Source organism: Prosthecobacter sp. SYSU 5D2 (assembly GCF_039655865.1).
Taxonomy (GTDB): domain Bacteria; phylum Verrucomicrobiota; class Verrucomicrobiia; order Verrucomicrobiales; family Verrucomicrobiaceae; genus Prosthecobacter.
Window position 1 is genome coordinate 15,332 of the sequence record NZ_JBBYXL010000010.1, and the last position, 17,992, is coordinate 33,323.

General features: G+C 61.3%; 5 protein-coding genes. 2 read left to right on the forward strand and 3 right to left on the reverse strand.

Translation table 11 applies throughout. The features are described from left to right. Window positions 1-613 precede the first annotated feature (613 nt). Window positions 614-2,215 carry a DUF3472 domain-containing protein gene (locus tag WJU23_RS17195; RefSeq protein ID WP_346333842.1) on the forward strand — a complete coding sequence of 534 codons (1,602 nt, stop codon included), beginning with the start codon at window positions 614-616 and terminating at the stop codon, window positions 2,213-2,215. A 72-nt stretch (window positions 2,216-2,287) separates the two neighbouring features. Here WJU23_RS17195 and WJU23_RS17200 read toward each other — a convergent pair whose 3' ends face one another. Then, window positions 2,288-6,832, reverse strand: a complete 4,545-nt coding sequence (locus WJU23_RS17200) for an autotransporter-associated beta strand repeat-containing protein (protein ID WP_346333843.1) — start codon at window positions 6,830-6,832, stop codon at window positions 2,288-2,290. A gap of 477 nt (window positions 6,833-7,309) precedes the next feature. Here WJU23_RS17200 and WJU23_RS17205 point away from each other — a divergent pair, with 477 nt between their 5' ends. Next, window positions 7,310-15,862: a Calx-beta domain-containing protein gene (locus WJU23_RS17205; protein WP_346333844.1), complete on the forward strand. Its 8,553-nt coding sequence runs from the start codon at window positions 7,310-7,312 to the stop codon at window positions 15,860-15,862. Between the two features lie 58 nt (window positions 15,863-15,920). On the opposite strand, the gene WJU23_RS17210 is transcribed toward WJU23_RS17205, so the two are convergent. Together WJU23_RS17210 and WJU23_RS17215 are read right to left on the reverse strand one after the other, a co-directional pair. Beyond that, window positions 15,921-17,000: a M42 family metallopeptidase gene (locus WJU23_RS17210; RefSeq protein WP_346333845.1), complete on the reverse strand. Its 1,080-nt coding sequence runs from the start codon at window positions 16,998-17,000 to the stop codon at window positions 15,921-15,923. 71 nt (window positions 17,001-17,071) lie between these two features. Next, window positions 17,072-17,968 (reverse strand): phosphodiester glycosidase family protein, encoded by an 897-nt coding sequence (locus WJU23_RS17215; RefSeq protein WP_346333846.1) that lies wholly within the window; start codon window positions 17,966-17,968, stop codon window positions 17,072-17,074. Window positions 17,969-17,992 lie beyond the last annotated feature (24 nt).

Consider the following 17,992-nt stretch of genomic DNA (forward strand, 5'->3'; position numbering starts at 1 on the left):
GATCCAGCTTTGTTTGCGGGGCAGGCAGAACAAAGGCGGTGCAAACCGTTATAAAATAAAATGGCCATACCGAAAGACTGAAAAATCGGCTGAACCCATGCATGGTCCTGGCTGACCATTCCTTGCCGGTATCCGCACCGATACCGGCATCCACAGTCGCTAGTAGCAACAAGCAAACTAGTACATTCATTCCCGCAGGATCAGAATGAATGGAGGCAAGAAACAGGACTAAAACCGCCAGGCCTTTGATGATGGGTGATGGCATAAATACCTCTCAATAAAATTGTTTTTTCGCAGGTTTACTAAATTGGATGACCCAATAACAAGTAATTATTTTCATGATCGTAAAATAATGACATGAATGCATGAAGTCACTCTGCATAAGGTAAAGTAAAGCATTTACGTACCCATAAAGGTATTTCTTGGGGTGATCATTTCAGTGAAACTGTGATGAGACAAATTATTTCACGAGCGATCAAGCAGGCTAATTTCGTAGAGCTGATTGAATAGAGGTGACGGACTGCTGGTTCTTCGCATCGCTTGGCTTTACAGTTCGTCCGGCAACTTGTTTCTTGTTTTTGGCATTATGTTTTTCCAAGCTGTATCTCCAACCATGAAGCACCTCGTTTCTTCTTTTCTATTTTTGAGTTCGCTCATGGCCCAAGCCGTCGAAGCTGTTAAAATCGGTTCTGACAATGGCGTGGAGCAGGTTGTGCTGGCGCAGACGGCACAGGATGGAAAACTCACTTTGCTGCCCGCCCACTGCTTTTTCTCCGGGGCCGATGGGGCGAAGCTCGCGGGCGAATCACCTATGCAGGATGAACTCAATGACGGCAAACAGTGGTCGCGGATCGAAGGCCTGCGCTCGCCGGAGCAACGCATCGTCTTTCCGCTGTGGTTGCATGCCGATGGCGTGGTCTCTGGAAAGATCAACGGCAGCGGCCGTTTCAATGTGCAGATGGGCGAATCGAAAGCGGCGGCGGCAGGCGGATTTGAGATCAAGGGTGCCAAGGGAGGCCGCGTGGATCTTGTGCTGTCACCCGCAGGTCCGGCAACCATCGAGAGCATTGAATTGAGCGGCCCGGGTATGGCCGGGGCGCAGTTGCTGCGTGCCCGCTGGCGTCCGGCGGCGATTCACAGCGGCTTTAAAAGCTCATCGCTCGGGGCCGCTCAGAGCCGGTTGTGGATCATGGAGGTGCGCCCCATCTTCGGCGAAAAAGATTTCTACAGCCCGATCACGACGCCCTTTGGCTATTTCGGCTCCACGTTCAACCCGGACCAGACCTCCGGCGGCATCAATTTCTCCATGTGGTCATTTAAGCGGGGTGCGGCGGAACCGCCCATTGCCCAGCTCTCGCATCTGCTCGCCATCGGCAGTCCGGAGGCAACCTTTGGGCACTTTGATCACGAAGGCACCGGGGTGAAACTGCGTGACTGGAATCCGTATGAGGGCCAGACCATCGCCTCGACGGTGCTCGCACTGCGCATCGAGCCCGGCAAGCCCTACGACACCTACACCGGCTGGTTCCTGGACCAAAAGACGCGCCAGTGGCGCCTGTATGCCAGCGGCAGGAAGTGGTCGGAGAATCGAAGCGTGGAGAACCTGCTGCCGGGCTGCTTTGTGGAGGTACCGGGCCCGCCGCACATCCAGCGTACGGGGCACATCATGCGCGCGGCGGACTTCCGCGGCTGGTGCCTGGATGACCAGGGCACGTGGCATCAGTTCGATATCATGAATGGCAGCAAGGCGGATGCGAATCGCGAGCAGACGAACTGCCTGTGGTCGCTGAGCAACGACGGCTGGTTCCGCATGGCCATGGGAGGCATCACCCACTACCGCTACCCGAAAGGCGTGGATGTCACCGCGCCGCCGATGAAGGTGATGCCCGACTACATGAGCGCTGCCGCACTCAAGGGGCTCGCTTTTCCCACGACCGTCACCGTCAAGCGCATCATCCGTCAGGGCGGCCAGGTACATGTCGAGCTGGACCTGCTAACGATCTCCAAAAGTCGCAGCAAGGCAAAGGTCTTCTTCGGTCCTGAAGATGCGCTTACCTTTGACCATCGCTGGGCGAAGTCTCAGGACCTCGGCGAGATTGCACCCGGCATCCAGCGCATCGTATTCGATGGCGCGCCTGCATCCGGCTTCTGCCGCATCCTTGTCACCAACGAAACCGGCAGCTACTTCACGAACGAATCCACTGTTTGGGAATGATTCCAAGATGCCAGGTCCCGAAGCAGGCAGGAAAAGAAAATGAGTGTGCCATTATGGCCTCTCCATGCGCCGCTACTTGCGGCGACGGCGCAGACAGAGGGTGGTGAAGGCGAGGGCGAGGAGGCTCAGGCGGCCGGGCTCGGGAACGAGGGAGATGGAGAGGACGCCGGTGGTGAGTAGGTCTTCCGTGTTCCAGATGAGGCCGTCGGGCAGGAGGGGGAGGTCGTAGGTGGAGATCTCGCCATAAACGCCGGTGAGGCCGGTCCAGTCGAAAAGCTGCCACTGGTCATTGGCGGCCCAGCCGGTCATGCCATTGGGATTGAGCACCCGCAGGGTGGTGCCGAAGCCGAAGCTGGCCTGGCCGCTGATGGCAAGGAGGTCGGCGGCGGATGCGCTGGCGGTGTTGTCACCGAGACCCGCGCCGGAGAAGAGGTCCAGCCAGAGGACGGAGCTGTTTTCCAGCGAGAGCATGCCGCTGCCCAGTGTGGCGAGGGTGAGCTTGCCGGCCTCGTTGCTGAGTCTGCCCAGGCCAGGATTCAGAGTGCCGCCGGTGATGTAAATGGGCTTGTCTAATGCCGGGGCGATGCGGCCGGTGCCGCCCAGGGTGGCTGAAGTAACAACCACGGGTCCCAGGCCGGTGGCGGAGCCGGTGGCAGGGTCGTTATTGACCAGCAGGGTGCCGCTGTTGATGGCGGTGCCGCCGCTGTAGGTGCTGCTGCCGGTGATGGCCCAGGTGCCGACGCCGTCTTTTTCAATCCGGGCGAGGATGGTGGCGCTGGCATCGCTGATGCCGACGACTTCATTGAGCCCGGTATTGGTACCGGTGAGACGGAGGACGCGGTTTACCACATTGCTGCCGCCTGTCAGGAAGGGACTGGTGAATTTCAGTGTGCCGGTGCCGGTGTTTTCCAGCACGGCCTCGACGGCGGCGATGTCCCTTTCAACATCACTGTTGGTGAGGTTGATGGGGCGGTTAGTGGTGGAATTGGTGCTGCCGACATAGCGGATGACGGAGATGGCGGTTGAACCGACGGCACTGGTGGTGGCATCGGACAGAGTGAGGGTGGCGGCGGAGGGATTGATATCGCCGGTGCCGAGGGAGCTGGGGAGGCCGGCATCGGCCAGTTTTTCCACTTCGATGGTGCCGCGAGAAAGAATGGTGCGGCCGATGTAGGTGTTGTTAGCGCCGAGTTTGAGCAGGCTGTTGAGGGAGGCGAGGCGCAGTTCCAGGTTGTTTTCATTCGTGCCCGACCCGCCGATGTAACCTTTGCTGAAATCACTGGGCACGCTGACAGATCCGGTGAGGGTAAGACGCGAGAGGGCGGTGGAGCCGCCGACGATGCGGTTATCCGTACCGATGCCCACAGTCTGGATGTAATCCACACTGCTGGCGGTGAAAGGGGTGTCTGGCAGGCCGAGGATGACCTTGGCACTGGTGGCTCCGGAGCCGATGAGAAACTCGATGCTGGTGCTCACGGTGCCGCCGAACTGGATGGAGCCTTCATAAACGCGGACATTGCCGGTGAAGGTATTGGCCCCGGAGAGGATGACCAGACCCGGCCCGGCCTTGGCCAGGGAGACGGTGGCCGAGGCACCAGTGGAGCCCAGGGAGCTGGTGATCGCGGACGTGATAAGCAGGGGCGCGGCAGTATTGTTTTGAATGATCGTGAGGTCCGGGTTGGTGCTGGTAGTGGAGGGGGCGGCGCGGAGGATGTCGGTGGAGATGGTGCTGGTGTTTGCCCCGACGGTGCTGGAGACGAGGATGCCGCCGGTGGTCAGGGTGGTGACGGCGTCACCATCCGTGATGAGGGTGGCCTGAGGCTGGGCGAAGCGCAGGCTGCTGAGGGTCGTGTCGGTTCCCAGATTGGTCGTGGTGACGGTGGAGGCGATGTCGGCATTGCCGCTCAGGGAATCCAAAGTGGAGGCGGTATAACCGGCCGCACCGCTCAGCGTGGAGAGCTTGATGACCGGGCGGGTGCCGCCGGAGATCGCGCCCGTGGCGGCCCATTCATCGCCGTTCACACTGTCGCGGATGTAGGCGAAGGCACGGCCGTTGGCGGTAAGCAGGGCATTGTCCGTACCGCCTGCGACGCGGAGGCTGCTGCCTGCGGGAAGATCCAGGCCCAGCAGGCCGCCAAAGCTGCGGGTGATGCTGCCAAAGGAGAGAGACAGGCTTGCAGCACCGTTGGGAGCCAGGCTGATGTTGGCCAGATTGGTGACTGTCAGCGTGCCGAAGGTCTGGGCATTGGCCTCGCCCGCCCTGCCGGTGAGGCGGAGGAGGGTGCCATTCATGGTATAGGCCACCGGGGTGGCGATGCCATTGTATAAAATGTTGTTCGTGGGGGAGGTTGGGGCGGAAAAGTCCAGATGAATGGTCCCTGCGGTCTGAGTCATGGCGGCGGTGAAGACCTGGGTGCCTGCAAAGGTGAGCGTGCCCGCGCCGTCCTTCGTCACCACGTTGGCGGCCGCGTTTAACTGGCCCTGGATGCGGAAATCCCCCGCCCCGCCAAAAAAGGTGGTGGCGCCAGAGGCACTGGCGGTGATGACGGCGGTGGTGCCGGTGGCCCCTTTGAAAACGAGGGTGCCGGATTCACTGGTGAAGCGGGAGGTCTGGGCGACGGTCACCACCTGGTTCAGTTCGTTCACGCCGGAGGTGTTGACCAGGGCGCCGATGCCATTGGCCCCCAGGCCGTTGAGGGTGATAGGTTTGGTCAGGCTGATGTCCCCGGCCAGGCGCAGGGTGCCATTGCTCTGGACAGTGGTGGCGGCGGTTCCAGAGCCCAGGGCGGTGGAGTGGGCGGCCTCCACCTCGCCACTGCTGATCTGGGTGGCACCGGTATAAGTATTGGCCCCGGCGAGGACGGTCTTGCCGGTGCCGTTGAAGTAAAGGGTGAGCGCGCTGCTGCCATTGTTTTCAATGACAGAATGGATGGTCAGGGTGCCCGTTTTGGACAGGTTGCTCAGCCACATCTGGGCCGTACCGGTGCCGGCACGAAGAGCGCCTGCGCTGCCGGGAATGCCAATGTCCAGGCTCAGGGCATCCTCCGTGAGCTGGATGCCCCCGGTGCTGCCGAGGCGCAGCACATTGCCGGTGCCAATGTCCACGGTGCGGGCGCTGGTGGCATCCGTCATGGAAAGGGTATTGACCTGATACGTGCCGCTGCCGCCCAGCACGTTGCCGGTGGAACTGGCGCTGATGCCCACATCCGCAGCCGCTCCCAGGCTGCTCAGGGATTCCCCTGTGACGTATTCGGTGCTGCCGGTGAAGGCGGTCAGCAGGCCGCCCTGCACGTTCGCCCAGGTTCCATGTCCGGCTTTGTTGACCAGCGCAGCCCAGGGGCCGAGGAAGCCGTCCGGAGTGGTGGTGGAGATGGTCCCCGGTGTTTCAGATACAAAGGTGATGGAGGCCGGTGTTGTACGCGTGATATTGCCCAGGCCGACACTCATGCTGCCTCCATGGCCTGCGGCCAGGATGAGGTTGGAACGGTTGCCGGTCAGGGCCAGATCTCCAAAACGCTGGCTGTTGTCCGTGAGGTCCGCGCCCTGGAGGATCAAGGTGGCGGTGCCGCCGGTGCCGCCGATCATGTTCAGCGCCCCGGCCGTCTCCACGCCGTTGTACAGCATGTCGGACTGGGGGGCGTTTTCAGCGGCAAAGTTTACGACAGTGATGCCGGGTGCGGCGGCCCCGGTGCGGCCGATGGTGGTAGCCCCTTGGTAAGTGCTGGTGCCATTGAGGGTCAGGATGCTGTTGACGGAGGAGGCGAAGCGCTGCAACCCGCCGACACCCGTGATGGGACCTGCGATGACGGTGTTGACAATGTTGCGGTTGGTTTGGATGGCAGCATCTTCTGCCAGGGTGATTTCGCCACTGAAAACCATGTTGCTGCTGTCCACACGGAGGGCCCCGCTGCCCTGGCCGATACCGGCGAGGATGATGGGCATGGCGTAAGTGTTGCTTGTGCCGCCTGCCGCCAGGACGCTGCCATTCTGCACAATGATGCGCTCCAGGCTGCTGACGGTGTTGCTGCCGGCCAGCAGCATGAAGATGCCGTTGTCTGCCGCCCGTGCATTGATGTTGAGCACGCCTTTGAGGTCCGGGTTGGTCCCTGAGAAGCGCACGTATTGAAAGGCATTGATCCTGGTTTCATCCGCCCGTTGGATGGTCAGCCCATTACCGATGAGGACGGAATTCACGTTGATAAACAGCACGCCCGAGCTGCCGCTGGAGGTGTTGTTGGCAGCTTCGATGATGGCATTGTCAGCAAACTGGAGGGTGCCTCCGGATAGGGTATAAGCGCTGGTCAGGGGTAGCTCGGCTGCGGCGGAGGCGCTCAGGGCATTGAAGCGCAGGCCTCCCACTTTGACGGTGCCGTCCACCGTCACCGTGCCGCCTGTGCGGCTGGCGCTGCTGCCGAAGGCGGCGATGGCGGATCCGCTGTTGTCCCACGTCGTGTTAGTCAGGCCGTTGTACCATAGATTGTTAACCAGGTTCCAGGTGCCTGTGCCGTTCTGGACGCCGTCTGTGACTGAATCAGCATCCCAGGTGAGCTGGGCGGACAGCGTACCGCTGGCAATAAGCAGTCCGAAGAAGACGCAGGCGATGGGGTGAGGAGTCATGGTGCAGGAAGTTCAGGTCCCTGGACGGGGCCGTGGACTCCCTGCACCATGAGGTGCTTGGGTTTAGATTCAGGCTCCGGGGGAGGGTAGGAGGAAATCAAGCATTGCATGTGCCAGAGAAGGACCGGACAACCGTTCTCCGCACAGAAGTATCAGACTTGGTCCGGTTTGCTTCGCAGGTGGTAAATTGCCCGATTCAACCTGCCCTGATTTTTGGGATTTACTCCTGCCAGTGAACCTCGCTATAAACCGGGTTAATACAATTATATAACGGCATATCACTAGTCAGGATTCATTGTTATGGGCGCTAAGCGTTGGTTTTTTCTTATTTTCCTAATGACGGTGGGACTGGCAGTCTTCTGGTGTTTCCAAGAGTGTGCGGATACTGCCCAAAATCCGCCTGTTTCTGCGGGGTTGCCGTTAGCAGGTGCGGAAGCAGCCATCCTGGTCAAGCCGCCGCTCCCAAAACAACAGCAGATGCCGGAAGGAACGGCCCTGGAGTCTTTTCAAGACTGGACGGAGCGGTATCTGACGGCGGCGGCTCACGAAAAGCCGGATCTGGAAGAGAAGGGGAGGATTTTGGCCCAGCAGCGCCGCCCTGTTTTCAAGGATCTCATCACAAGTGATCCGCAGCGTGCCTTGATGCAGGCTGTGCCCATGGTGGTGCGCCAGAAGCTGCCGCTCAGTGTCGTGGCGCTGCTGGAGGAGCGCATCGCCGTTCGCGGGGTGCTGCGCCAATACTGGCGTGCGCCTGAGCCGGGCAATGAGGAGCCGCCTGTGGTGCGCTATGTCGAGGCTGAAGATGGCCGTACCCTGGAGGCCTTTGTTTATGGACGGCGTGCCCAGGAACCTGGCTGGGTGATGAATGCCTCCTTGAATGGCGTCGCCATGGATGGCCAGTTTGCCGTGAATGAAAGCCCCCTGCGGCGGCTGGAACAGGGGGAGGTCGCGGACCCTCGCAAAAAGGCGGTCGAAGTCTGCCCTGTATCCGGAAACGTGACAGCAGCGGTGCCAAGTGGGGAGCCTGTCACCGAATGGACGCCCGTCGTGGAGGTGTATGACGAAATCATCTATCTCTGTGATGGTGCCCACATCGTTCCCTATGAGCAGTCGCTGATTCAGGGAGAGTCTTCCACGGGCGGTGCGCAGGGTTTCACCGGCATCCTGCCTTCAGCGCCAACGCCATCCGTGGGTGTGGTGAAGGTGCTTTGCATCCCCGCCGTCTTTGCTGACCAGGGCCAGGTCCCGGCCAGCGAGGCCACCATGCTGAACATGTTGAAGGAAACGGGAGACTTTTACCAGACGACCTCCTATGGCAGGCTGACGCTCCAGGCGACAGTCATTCCTCCGGTGGTGCTACCGCGTAACCAAGCCTGGTACAAGGGCAAGGACACCACGGACGGCTACATCAAGGAGATAGATGGCCTGGGCCAGGAGATGGCGCATGCGAAAGAGGAAGCGCGCAAGCTCGGATATGACTGGCAGGATTACCATGCCACCATTGTGCGTGCCAACGGAGGCGCGCGCTCACCTACCAGCTTTGGCAGCGTGGGCGGGGGCAATGTGTGGATGCGATCGGACAGCATCAGCACCTGCTCCCATGAGATCGGCCACGCCTTCGGCCTCACGCATGCCAATTTCTGGCAGACCAACGGGTCCAGCATCATCGGTCCTGGCGGCAATGTGGAGTATGGCCACAGCTACGACAACATGGGCAGCACCAGCCCGCCAAACGGGCACTGGAATGTGCAGGCCAAAAACCAGGTCAAATGGCTGCCGGATGAATTTTCCCCCGCCATTTCCCGCAGCGGCCTGTACCGGATCCATGCCTTTGACACCGCCCGTCTGGAGCCGGGGCTGCGCTATGGTCTGCGCATCACCAAGGATGCCAACCGCAGCTACTGGGGGGAGCATCGTACCTTGTTCTCCACCAACAACTGGGCCTCAAACGGACTCCTGCTGGGCTGGAAGTGGGCGGCCAACAGCGGGGGCAACCTGCAGCTTCTGGACACCACACCTGGCTCCCCCAATGACCGGACGGATGCGGCCATCAGTCTGGGCCGGACCTTTTCTGACAATGAAGCAGGCATTCACATCACCACCCTGGCGGTAAACCCGGAGACCACTCCGCGCAGTGTGGATGTGCAGGTGAACTTTGGCCTGTATCCGGGCAATCAGCCGCCCGCCGTTTCTCTGGCCGCATCCTCCACCGTGGTGCCCTTGAATACACCGGTGACCTTCACCGCCACAGCGGAAGACCCAGACGGCGATGCCCTCAGCTACGGCTGGATCTGGCATGACAACACCATCTCCCCTAACCAGTCAGAAGTCATACGCACTTTCAGCGTCAGCGGCATCTACACTCTTAATTGCGTGGTGTCCGACATGAAGGGCGGTAGCACCATCCGCAATGCGGTCATCACCGTTGGTACGGGAGGCGGGCGGTTTACCATCTCGGGCCGGATCACCAAGGAGGGATCGGGGTTGAAAGGCATCAATGTCAGCACCAGCGGTACCAATGGCACCCTGACGGACAGCGATGGTTTTTACACCATCTCCAACCTGAACGCAGGCACTTACACCATCACCCCGGCTCAGCATGGCAGTGTGTTCAACGAACTGTTTAACAATACGGTCACGGTGGGCCCCAGCTTCAGTGGCGCGGACTTCACGGTGGATGAGTTGCCGGTCGTGAACATCACCGCGCCGGATGCCCTGGCCAGTGAAACGGGGGATCCGGGGGTGTTCCGCATCAGCCGCACCGGTTCTACGGCCTTGCCCATGACGGTCTATGTCTTTCCAGTTCAGGGAACGGCGGTGAAAACCACCGATTATACCCTCAGTCCTGACTATGTGGCCGTGACCAACACCCCGTGGCAGACATTCACCGTTCCGGCGGACGCGGACTATCTGGATGTCACGCTCAGCCCCGTGAATGACTCCACACAGGAAGGGTATGAAACAGTGACGTTGGTGCTCGGCCAGGATGCCAGCTTCTCTCCGGGCAGCTCCCTCGCAGCCACCATTGGTATTGAAGATGATGATACTCCGCGCCCGCGCCTCTCCCTGAGTGCCAGCCGGGACCAGGTCAACGAGCAGGATGGTGAGCCCGTTGTTTGCACCGTTACCCGCACCGGAAGCACGGCGGCCAGTCTGGATGTCAGCATCACCGTGGCGGGCAGCAGCACGGCGACTGCCGGGGAGGATTATCATAGCCTGCCCGGGACCGTGACGATCCCTGCGGGTGCGGAGTCCGCCACCTTTGAATTCATTCCCCTGAACGACTCCCTGTCTGAAGTGACCGAGACCGTCCGGCTCACCATCGTTACCAATGCTGCGTTCATGGCGGATTCTGCGGCCAGTCAGGTGGTGCTGAGAATCGTGGATGATGACACCCAGGTGGTGACCCTGATCGCAACGGATGATGTGGCGACGGAGGTGGACCTGACACTGCCAGGAGCCGTGGCGGATCCGGGCACATTCCTGCTGACGAGAAGCGGTGACGTTTCTGCTCCGTTGACGGTTTATTACAGCGCGGCAGGCTCCGCCCTGCATGGCACGGACTATGAGGCGCTGGCCGGGCGGGTGGAATTTGCCGCCGGGGAAACGCGTGCCGCCATCACCATCCTGCCTCTCATGGACGGCTTTGGCGAGGCGGCTGAAACGGTCGTGCTGAGCCTGGCGGCGGGCAATGGAAACTATTTGTTAGGCGATTCCTTCAGCGGCGCCGTGATCATCCATGATCTGGGTGGAGCGCCGGTGCTGGAGGTGGCGGCCAGCTCCGGCATCGCCGCCGAGCCTTCCACCAACGGCACATTCCGCATCACGGCGAAAGGCACCGGCACAGGCAGCCTGACCGTGCGCTACACCATCAGCGGCACGGCCACCGCCGGGACGGACTATACCATCAGCGGTCTCAACACCACCACGCTGGAAGGCAGCACGACGGTGACGCTGAACAATGCCACGGCCACGCGGGACATCACCGTGACAGTGCTGAATGATTCCGCTCTGGAGGAAATGGAGACGGTGGTGCTGACCCTGCTGCCCGATCCTGCCTACTCCCTCTGGGGCCCAAATAGCAGCACCACTCTTCTGCTGCGGGATGATGACCAGCCCACCGTTTTTGTGGATCCGCAGGTGGGAAATACCGGTGCTCATTTCGTCGCCGAAAGCGCCACGGGCACGGCTTGTGATTTCTGGATCTCCCGCACAGGTAGCACGGCTTCTGAGCTGACGGTGAATTACAGCATGACCGGCACGGCTACGAATGGGGTGGACTATACACTGCTCTCCGGCGTGGCGGTCATCCCCGCCGGGGCACCCGGCATTGATGTGACCTTGAATACCATCAATGACAGCCTCTTTGAAGGAACGGAGACCGCCATCCTGCATCTGGAACCCGGCAGCTATGCGCGCGGGCCGGATGCCACGCTCTACATCACGGATAATGAAACCGGTGGTCCGGCGGTTTCCTTTGCCAGCTCCGGCGGCAGCGGGCTGGAAAGCTTAACGGAAGTGGGCATCCCGGTCAAACTGAGCGCGGCGGCGGCAGAGCCGGTGACCGTGGAATATTCCCTGGAGGCGGGCGCACGCAGCACCACCATCATGTCCGGGCAGTGGCTGCGGATTGTGAAGACGGGCACCTCTTTTGAGACCTTCGTGTCGCCGGATGGCATCACTTTCACGAAGACTGGCCTGACGCGAAGCCTCAGCGGTTTTCCCAGCAACTATCTGGCGGGCCTGGTGGTTTCCTCCGGCTCCACCTCGGTCCAGGCGGCCGTGGAGTTTGACCAGGTCAGTGTCACCGGCCTGAGCGTGGGCGGCAGTGCCGGAGCGCGCATTTCTACAGATCTGGCCGGGGCCAGCCCGCCCGGGGTGACATCGGAATCCGACGGGATCTACCGCGTGGTGGCAGGCGGTCCAGATCTGACCACCTCCGGCACGACTGATGGCGGCCACATGGTGTATTTCCCCGTCACCAACTCCGCCAACTGCACGGTCACCGCCCGGCTACTGAGCAGCACGTGTACCAGCAGCACGATCAAACCGGGCGTGATCATCCGGGAAACCACAAGCACCAGTTCACGGCGGATGGCATTTATCCAGGAGACCAATGGTTATACGCGGCAGATCTACAGGGTAAGCAATGGAGGGACCTCAACGAGCTCTTTCATTCCCAAAACCTTTACAAAACCAGTCTGGCTGCGCCTGCAGCGGGAAGGCGAGGTCATCAGGACATTCACCTCCACCAACGGCAGCAGCTTTGTTCCCCATGGCGGCGGGCTGACGGTTCCTCTCGGCTCTAATGTGCTTGTTGGCTTGGCGGCTTCCGCCCGCAGCGATGGTCTGCTGGCCCAGGCTTTTTTTGACAATGTCAGCCTCACGCCTGCCCCGGCCCAACCTCTGGAGGGAAGGGCACTGGGCTATGTGAATGAACCCGGTGGTGTGAAGCAGAACGGCGGTGCCTATGTCATCACCGCCTCCGGCAACGGCATCATGCCGGCGCTGAGTTCCACGGAGGATGAAGGACACTTTCTCTCGGCACCGGTCAGCGGCGACTTTACTCTCACGGCCAAGCTGACAGGGATTGAAGGAGGAGGAACTACGCCCCAGGCGGGCCTCATGGTCAGGGACAGCATCAACCGTCGCGGCAGGACGCTCTATTTCGGTCTGACAGGGAGTGGCACTTCAGCGATGGAATACCGCGCCCGCCTGTCCGCCACCACCTCGGGCGAAGGATCCGGGATTGACTACACCCTGCCTCCCGGAGTGCTGACCTTTGCCCCTGGGGAGACTGAAAAAACCATTCCGCTGCTGATCACCAACGACCAGGTGGCGGAGCCGGATGAGACGGTGAATGTCCTGCTTTCGTATCCGCACCGCGCCATGCTGGGCACGCCTGCCACCTATACCTATACGGTGATGGATGACGACGGCCCCTTGACGTCGCTGCCGGTCATCGGCTTCGCCAGTGCCGTTTCCAGCGGAACGGAGGACCATTCTCCTGCCGACATTCCAGTCATCTTGAGCAGGGCTTCGGCGGAGGTTGTCACCATTGGTTATGCCACCACGGCTGGTGGCACGGCTTCTGCGACGACGGATTATACGCCCATCAGCGGCACGTTGACTTTTCAGCCAGGGGAAACGGTGAAAGTCATCTCCCTGCCTATCCTCAATGATGCCGTGGCCGAGCTTGTCGAGACCGTGAACCTGCTGCTGTCAGCGCCGGCAGGAGCGATCTTGAGCAGCACCTCCGCCCACACCCATACCATCCTGGATGACGACCTGCCGGTGGTGACCCTTCAGGCCACCGATGCCTCGGCCACAGAAGGCGGGGATACGGGTGCTTTTACCTTTTATCGTACCGGGTCCACGGCCAGCCCGCTGACGGTACAGTTCAGCCGTTCGGGCAGCGCCACTTCCGGGTCGGATTTTACCGCCTTTCCTTCTGCGTCTTCCTTCACCATTCCAGCGGGCAGTGCCTCTGCGGATCTGCTGGTGAATACGATCCAGAACTCAACGCCCGAGATTGATGAGACGGTCATTGTGACCTTGGCCTCCGGCAGCGGTTATGTCGTTGGCACGCCGGCGAGCGCCTCGGTCATCATCCAGGATGATGATGTCAATACCATCACTTTGGTGGCCACAGACGGTGTGGCATCGGAAGTGGGAAACGATGCAGGAGAGCTCGTGCTCACACGCACCGGTCCGCTCACGGCCGCCCGCCAGGTCAATCTGAGCATCACCGGCACCGCTGCCTCAGGGGTGGATTACATCGCCATCGGCGGCTCCCGCACTTTTGCCATCGGGGAGAGCAGCATCAGCATCCCGGTGACGGCCATCCAGGATGAGCTGACGGAAGGGGATGAGGTGGTGGTCGTTTCCATCACAGCTAACAGCAGCTACATCACGGGCTCGCCTTCGGTGGCCAATGTCGTGATTGTGGATGATGACCTGCCGCCCAGCGTCTTCATCAGCAGCCCTGCCAGCAAGGCCACCATCATTGCCGAGGGTAATGGACTCATGCTGGAGGCCGTCGGCATGGATGATGGCCTGCCCAGTCCGCTCACCTATACGTGGAGCCGCCTGTTCGGGCCCGGCACAGTGACCTTTGAAAACGCTTCCGCTGCCAGCACCGGCGTCTCCTTTTCTGCACCTGGCGTACATGGACTCCGCATTACGGTGGATGACGGGCAGTTCACCGCCAGCGACGTTATCTTTGTGGAAGCGGGCGGCTTTGCCTATGCCAACTGGGTTTCCCAGGACCAGGGTCCGCCCTCGGTGCGCGGCGTGGCGGGGGAGTCGGATAATGGTTTTACCCTGGTCGGCAGCGGCACCGGTTATTCAGGGACCAATGACTCCGGTCACATGCTGTTCCGCCAGCTCAGCAGCGGCAGCGGAGATGCTGCAATGATTGTTAGGCTGAACAGCCTCAGTGGACCGGCCACCCGTCTGGCAGGCATTACCCTGAGAGATACTTCATGGAAGGGGGCCCGCCGCGTGAACCTGGTGGTGGATGGCAGCGGCACCGTCCAGTTCCGTTCCCGCAGCACGGCCAATACGGCGGATACGGCCAGCACCCAGGCCGGCTCTTCCCTCCCGCTCTGGCTGCGGCTGGAGCGTGTGGGCAGTACCCTCACTGCGGCGACCGCCCCGGATGTGGATGGAACGCCTGGTTCCTGGACTGAGGCGGGCAGCACCTCGGCGGTCAGCATGGGGGCCAATGTCGTCGTGGGGATGGTGGTCAGCAGCGGTGCCAGCACCACGGCCACCAGCACGGCGATGTTTGATCATGTGAGCGTCACGCCACCCTTCAGCGGCCCGGCTTTGCATTCCGAAGACATCGGCAATTACTCCCTGCCTGGAAGTTCCAGCGTGAATGGCAGCATCACCACGGTGAACGGCATCGGCACCTATGACAATGGCGGCCACTTTCGCTACCAGCAGGTGTGGGGGGACTGCATGATCACGGCCCGCCTGCTGACCCAGACGGGGGCGACACGCGGATCCCAGGCCGGGGTGGGCCTGCGGGATACGACGGACAATGGGCCGCATGGCTTTTACGGGCGCACGAGCATTGACGGCTTTCAGGCGCACTGGCGCAGCGTGCCTGCGGGCACCGCCTCCACCCTGCAGACGGGCGGGGCGATCGGAAGCTGGGTGCGGCTGGTGCGCAAGGGCAACAGCATCAGCGCCTTCCGCGCCAGCGATGCGGGCGGTGCCCCTGGGGCCTGGGCGCAGGTCACTGGAAATCTTCCCGCCGCCCTCAGCGGCCCCTTGCTGGTGGGCCTGGTGGTGGACAGCAACAGCCCCTCCCTGACCGGCACCGGCACCTTCAGCGGCCTGACCATTGAGCCACTCAATACCGCTCCGGTCATTGTGGCAGGGACTGCGCCTTCCGGTCCGGATTATCTTCTCAGCGCCTCTGTCACAGATGATGGCAAACCCAATCCGCCAGGAGCTTACAGCCTCGCCTGGTCCAACCTCGGCGTGCCGGACCAGGTCATCTTTTCACAGCCCACCGGGCCGGTTTCCCAGGCCACCCCGACCCGCAGCGGGGATTACGCCGTGCGTCTCACTGCGGATGATGGCGATGCACGCACCTATCTGGACATCGCCTTTGCGGCCACCATCCCGGCTTATCAAACCTGGCTTCATGAGCATCAGCTCTTCGCGCATCCGCTGGCGGGGGAGATGGACGATGCCGATTATGACGGTCTTTTGAACATCCTGGAATACGCGATGAACCTGCCCGGCAACATTCCAGGAACTAGCCCGGTCAGTTATGACTGGGCCGAGGTGGACGGGCTGCACTACCTGCGCATCTCCATCCCGAAAAACCCGGACGCCACCAACATGCGCTTCGAAGCCCAGGCCACGAGTGATCTGGGCAGCCCCTCCTCCTGGACAAGCGACGGTCTCGTCATTGAGTCCAATTCCCCCACCCTCCTGCGCGTGCGCGATTACGTGCCCCTTTCAGATGGCGGGCGGCGTTTTATGCGCGTACGCGTCTGGATGGAGCCGTAAAGTAACTGTCACTCTCCGGGTGCTGAGGAGGGAGTTTGATGCTATCGCCCAAGCCGGTCTACAGCTTCACGCTGAACTCATCCTTGGCGGTCACACTTTCGGCAAAGGCCACCAGAAGCTCGATCACCTGCTCCACATCCCGCAGATCCGCCATCTCCACCACGCTGTGCATGTACCGCAGCGGCAGGGAGACGAGGGCGCTCGGGATGCCATGCTGCTGGTTGAAAATGACATCCGTGTCCGTACCGGTGAAGCGGGAGGAGGACTCATGCTGGATCAGCATTTTCTTTTCTTCCGCCACGCTGATCAGCCGCTTCACCACCTCCACGTGATTGGCTCCCCCATGGGTTAGCGTCGGCCCGTCGCCCAGCTTCACCTCGCCATGTTTTTTTACGTCCACGCTTGGTGTGTCCGTGGCGTGGGTGACATCCAGGACGATGGCCACATCCGGCATCAGCCGGTAGGCCGCCATCTTCGCTCCATGCCCGCCGATCTCCTCCTGCACGGCATTCAGTGCAATGACGGTGGAGGGCAGGCGCGTCTTGCGCTGGCTCAGCCGGGCAATGACCTCCGCAATGATGAAACCGCCCACACGGTTGTCCAGCGCACGGCCCACCAGGCGATGCGCCCCCAGCTCCTCCACCGCATCCGCATACACGGCAGGGTGTCCCACGCGGATGCCCGCATCGCTCACTTCCCCGGCGCTGCTTGCGCCGATGTCAATCCACAGCTCATGCACCTTCGGGGCCTTTTCATTGTCGCGGTCCTCACGGATGTGGATGGCGATATTGCCGATGATGCCACGTACCGTCCCCTTGTCCCCCAGGATGTCCACCCGGCGGCCACGGGCGGTGGCCACATCACTGCCGCCCACGCGATCCACACTGATGAAACCTTCTTTGGAAATGTACTTCACCATGTAGCCGATCTCATCCGCATGGGCTTCAAACATGATTTTCTTCGGAGCCTTGCCTTTCCCCTCCAGAGTCGCCCAGGCCGTACCATAGGCATCGCTTTCCACCCGGTCGGCAAATTTGCCCGCATACGCCGCCCATTTGCGCTGGCCCCGCACTTCGAAACCCGTCGGGCTGGGGGTGGAGAGAAGGTCAAAGAGGAAGTTTTTGGATGTCGCGTTCATGTCTTGTAAAGCTGCCTGTCCCTAGCTCACCCCTTACTTCAGGCAAGTTCAAGGTTGGGTGGTATGTCCGTTCACCTCGGCACCACGGCCAGGTAATTACGCACCGTGCTCCAGCCGGGTCGGCTGATTTCCTGGCCGCCTGCCGGTCTGGCATACAAGGCGGTGGAGCGGCCGCCGTCCAGGTTGAGCGCACGCTTCACTTGGATGTCTGGCAGCACTCCCGGGCTGGCGAGCAGCTCGCCTAAACCGGCCAGGGTGGTGGAACGCACCGTGCCGATGGCCCACTGCCTTTTTCCATCCGTGGCGATGAAGGTGCGGGTGGCGTTTTTGCTGCGGTTCAGGGTGGGGAGCGGCTGGCCGGCATCCACCAGGCGGGGACCGGCTTGAACCATTTGCGTGACGCCCCTCTCACCTAGAAATTCATGATTCCACACAAGATACGGCTCCTGGCCGATCATGACGACCGAGCCGGAGACCAGGCTCGTTTTGGCAAACTGACCGGCTTTTCTCCCATCAGCAATCATTAGGCCTAGCGTGGAAAAGTCCGGGTGGAAAAAGCCGCCATTCACCCCCGCAATGGCCCCGGCACCGCGCATGAGCGGCGTCAGCACTCCGCTTCCGGCTTGCGGGGAAGGCTGGTCCAGCACCCGCAGGGCACAGCGCTGGCTGTCGAAAACAATGACGCTGACTTCTGCAGATTCCGCCGCACTGCGCGTGGTGAATTCATGCAGAACCGCTCCACCCGCCAGATTTTGGCTGCGCACCGCGCTGGTCCGCTGCCAGGAAGAGGCCAAGGGGCCTGGGCTGGTGCCTGGCTGAGATGGCGGTGGTGGTGCAGCCTGGATCTGTGGTGGTGAGTAGGCGGCGGGAGGCGCAGCCTGCTGGGCCATCCCCTGGCTGTAGGGTGCCTGGGGGGCGCACTGTGTCAGTAACAGGAGAGCGAAGAAAGGGAGCAGACGGGCGTTCATGGGCAAGACGGTTCAGTGGCCTTT

Coding starts and splice junctions, on each gene's coding strand:
- WJU23_RS17200 (WP_346333843.1), bottom strand. CDS start 6,832: ATGACTCCTCACCCCATCGCCTGCGTCTTCTTCGGACTGCTTATTGCC.
- WJU23_RS17205 (WP_346333844.1), top strand. CDS start 7,310: ATGCCGGAAGGAACGGCCCTGGAGTCTTTTCAAGACTGGACGGAGCGG.
- WJU23_RS17215 (WP_346333846.1), bottom strand. CDS start 17,968: ATGAACGCCCGTCTGCTCCCTTTCTTCGCTCTCCTGTTACTGACACAG.
- WJU23_RS17195 (WP_346333842.1), top strand. CDS start 614: ATGAAGCACCTCGTTTCTTCTTTTCTATTTTTGAGTTCGCTCATGGCC.
- WJU23_RS17210 (WP_346333845.1), bottom strand. CDS start 17,000: ATGAACGCGACATCCAAAAACTTCCTCTTTGACCTTCTCTCCACCCCC.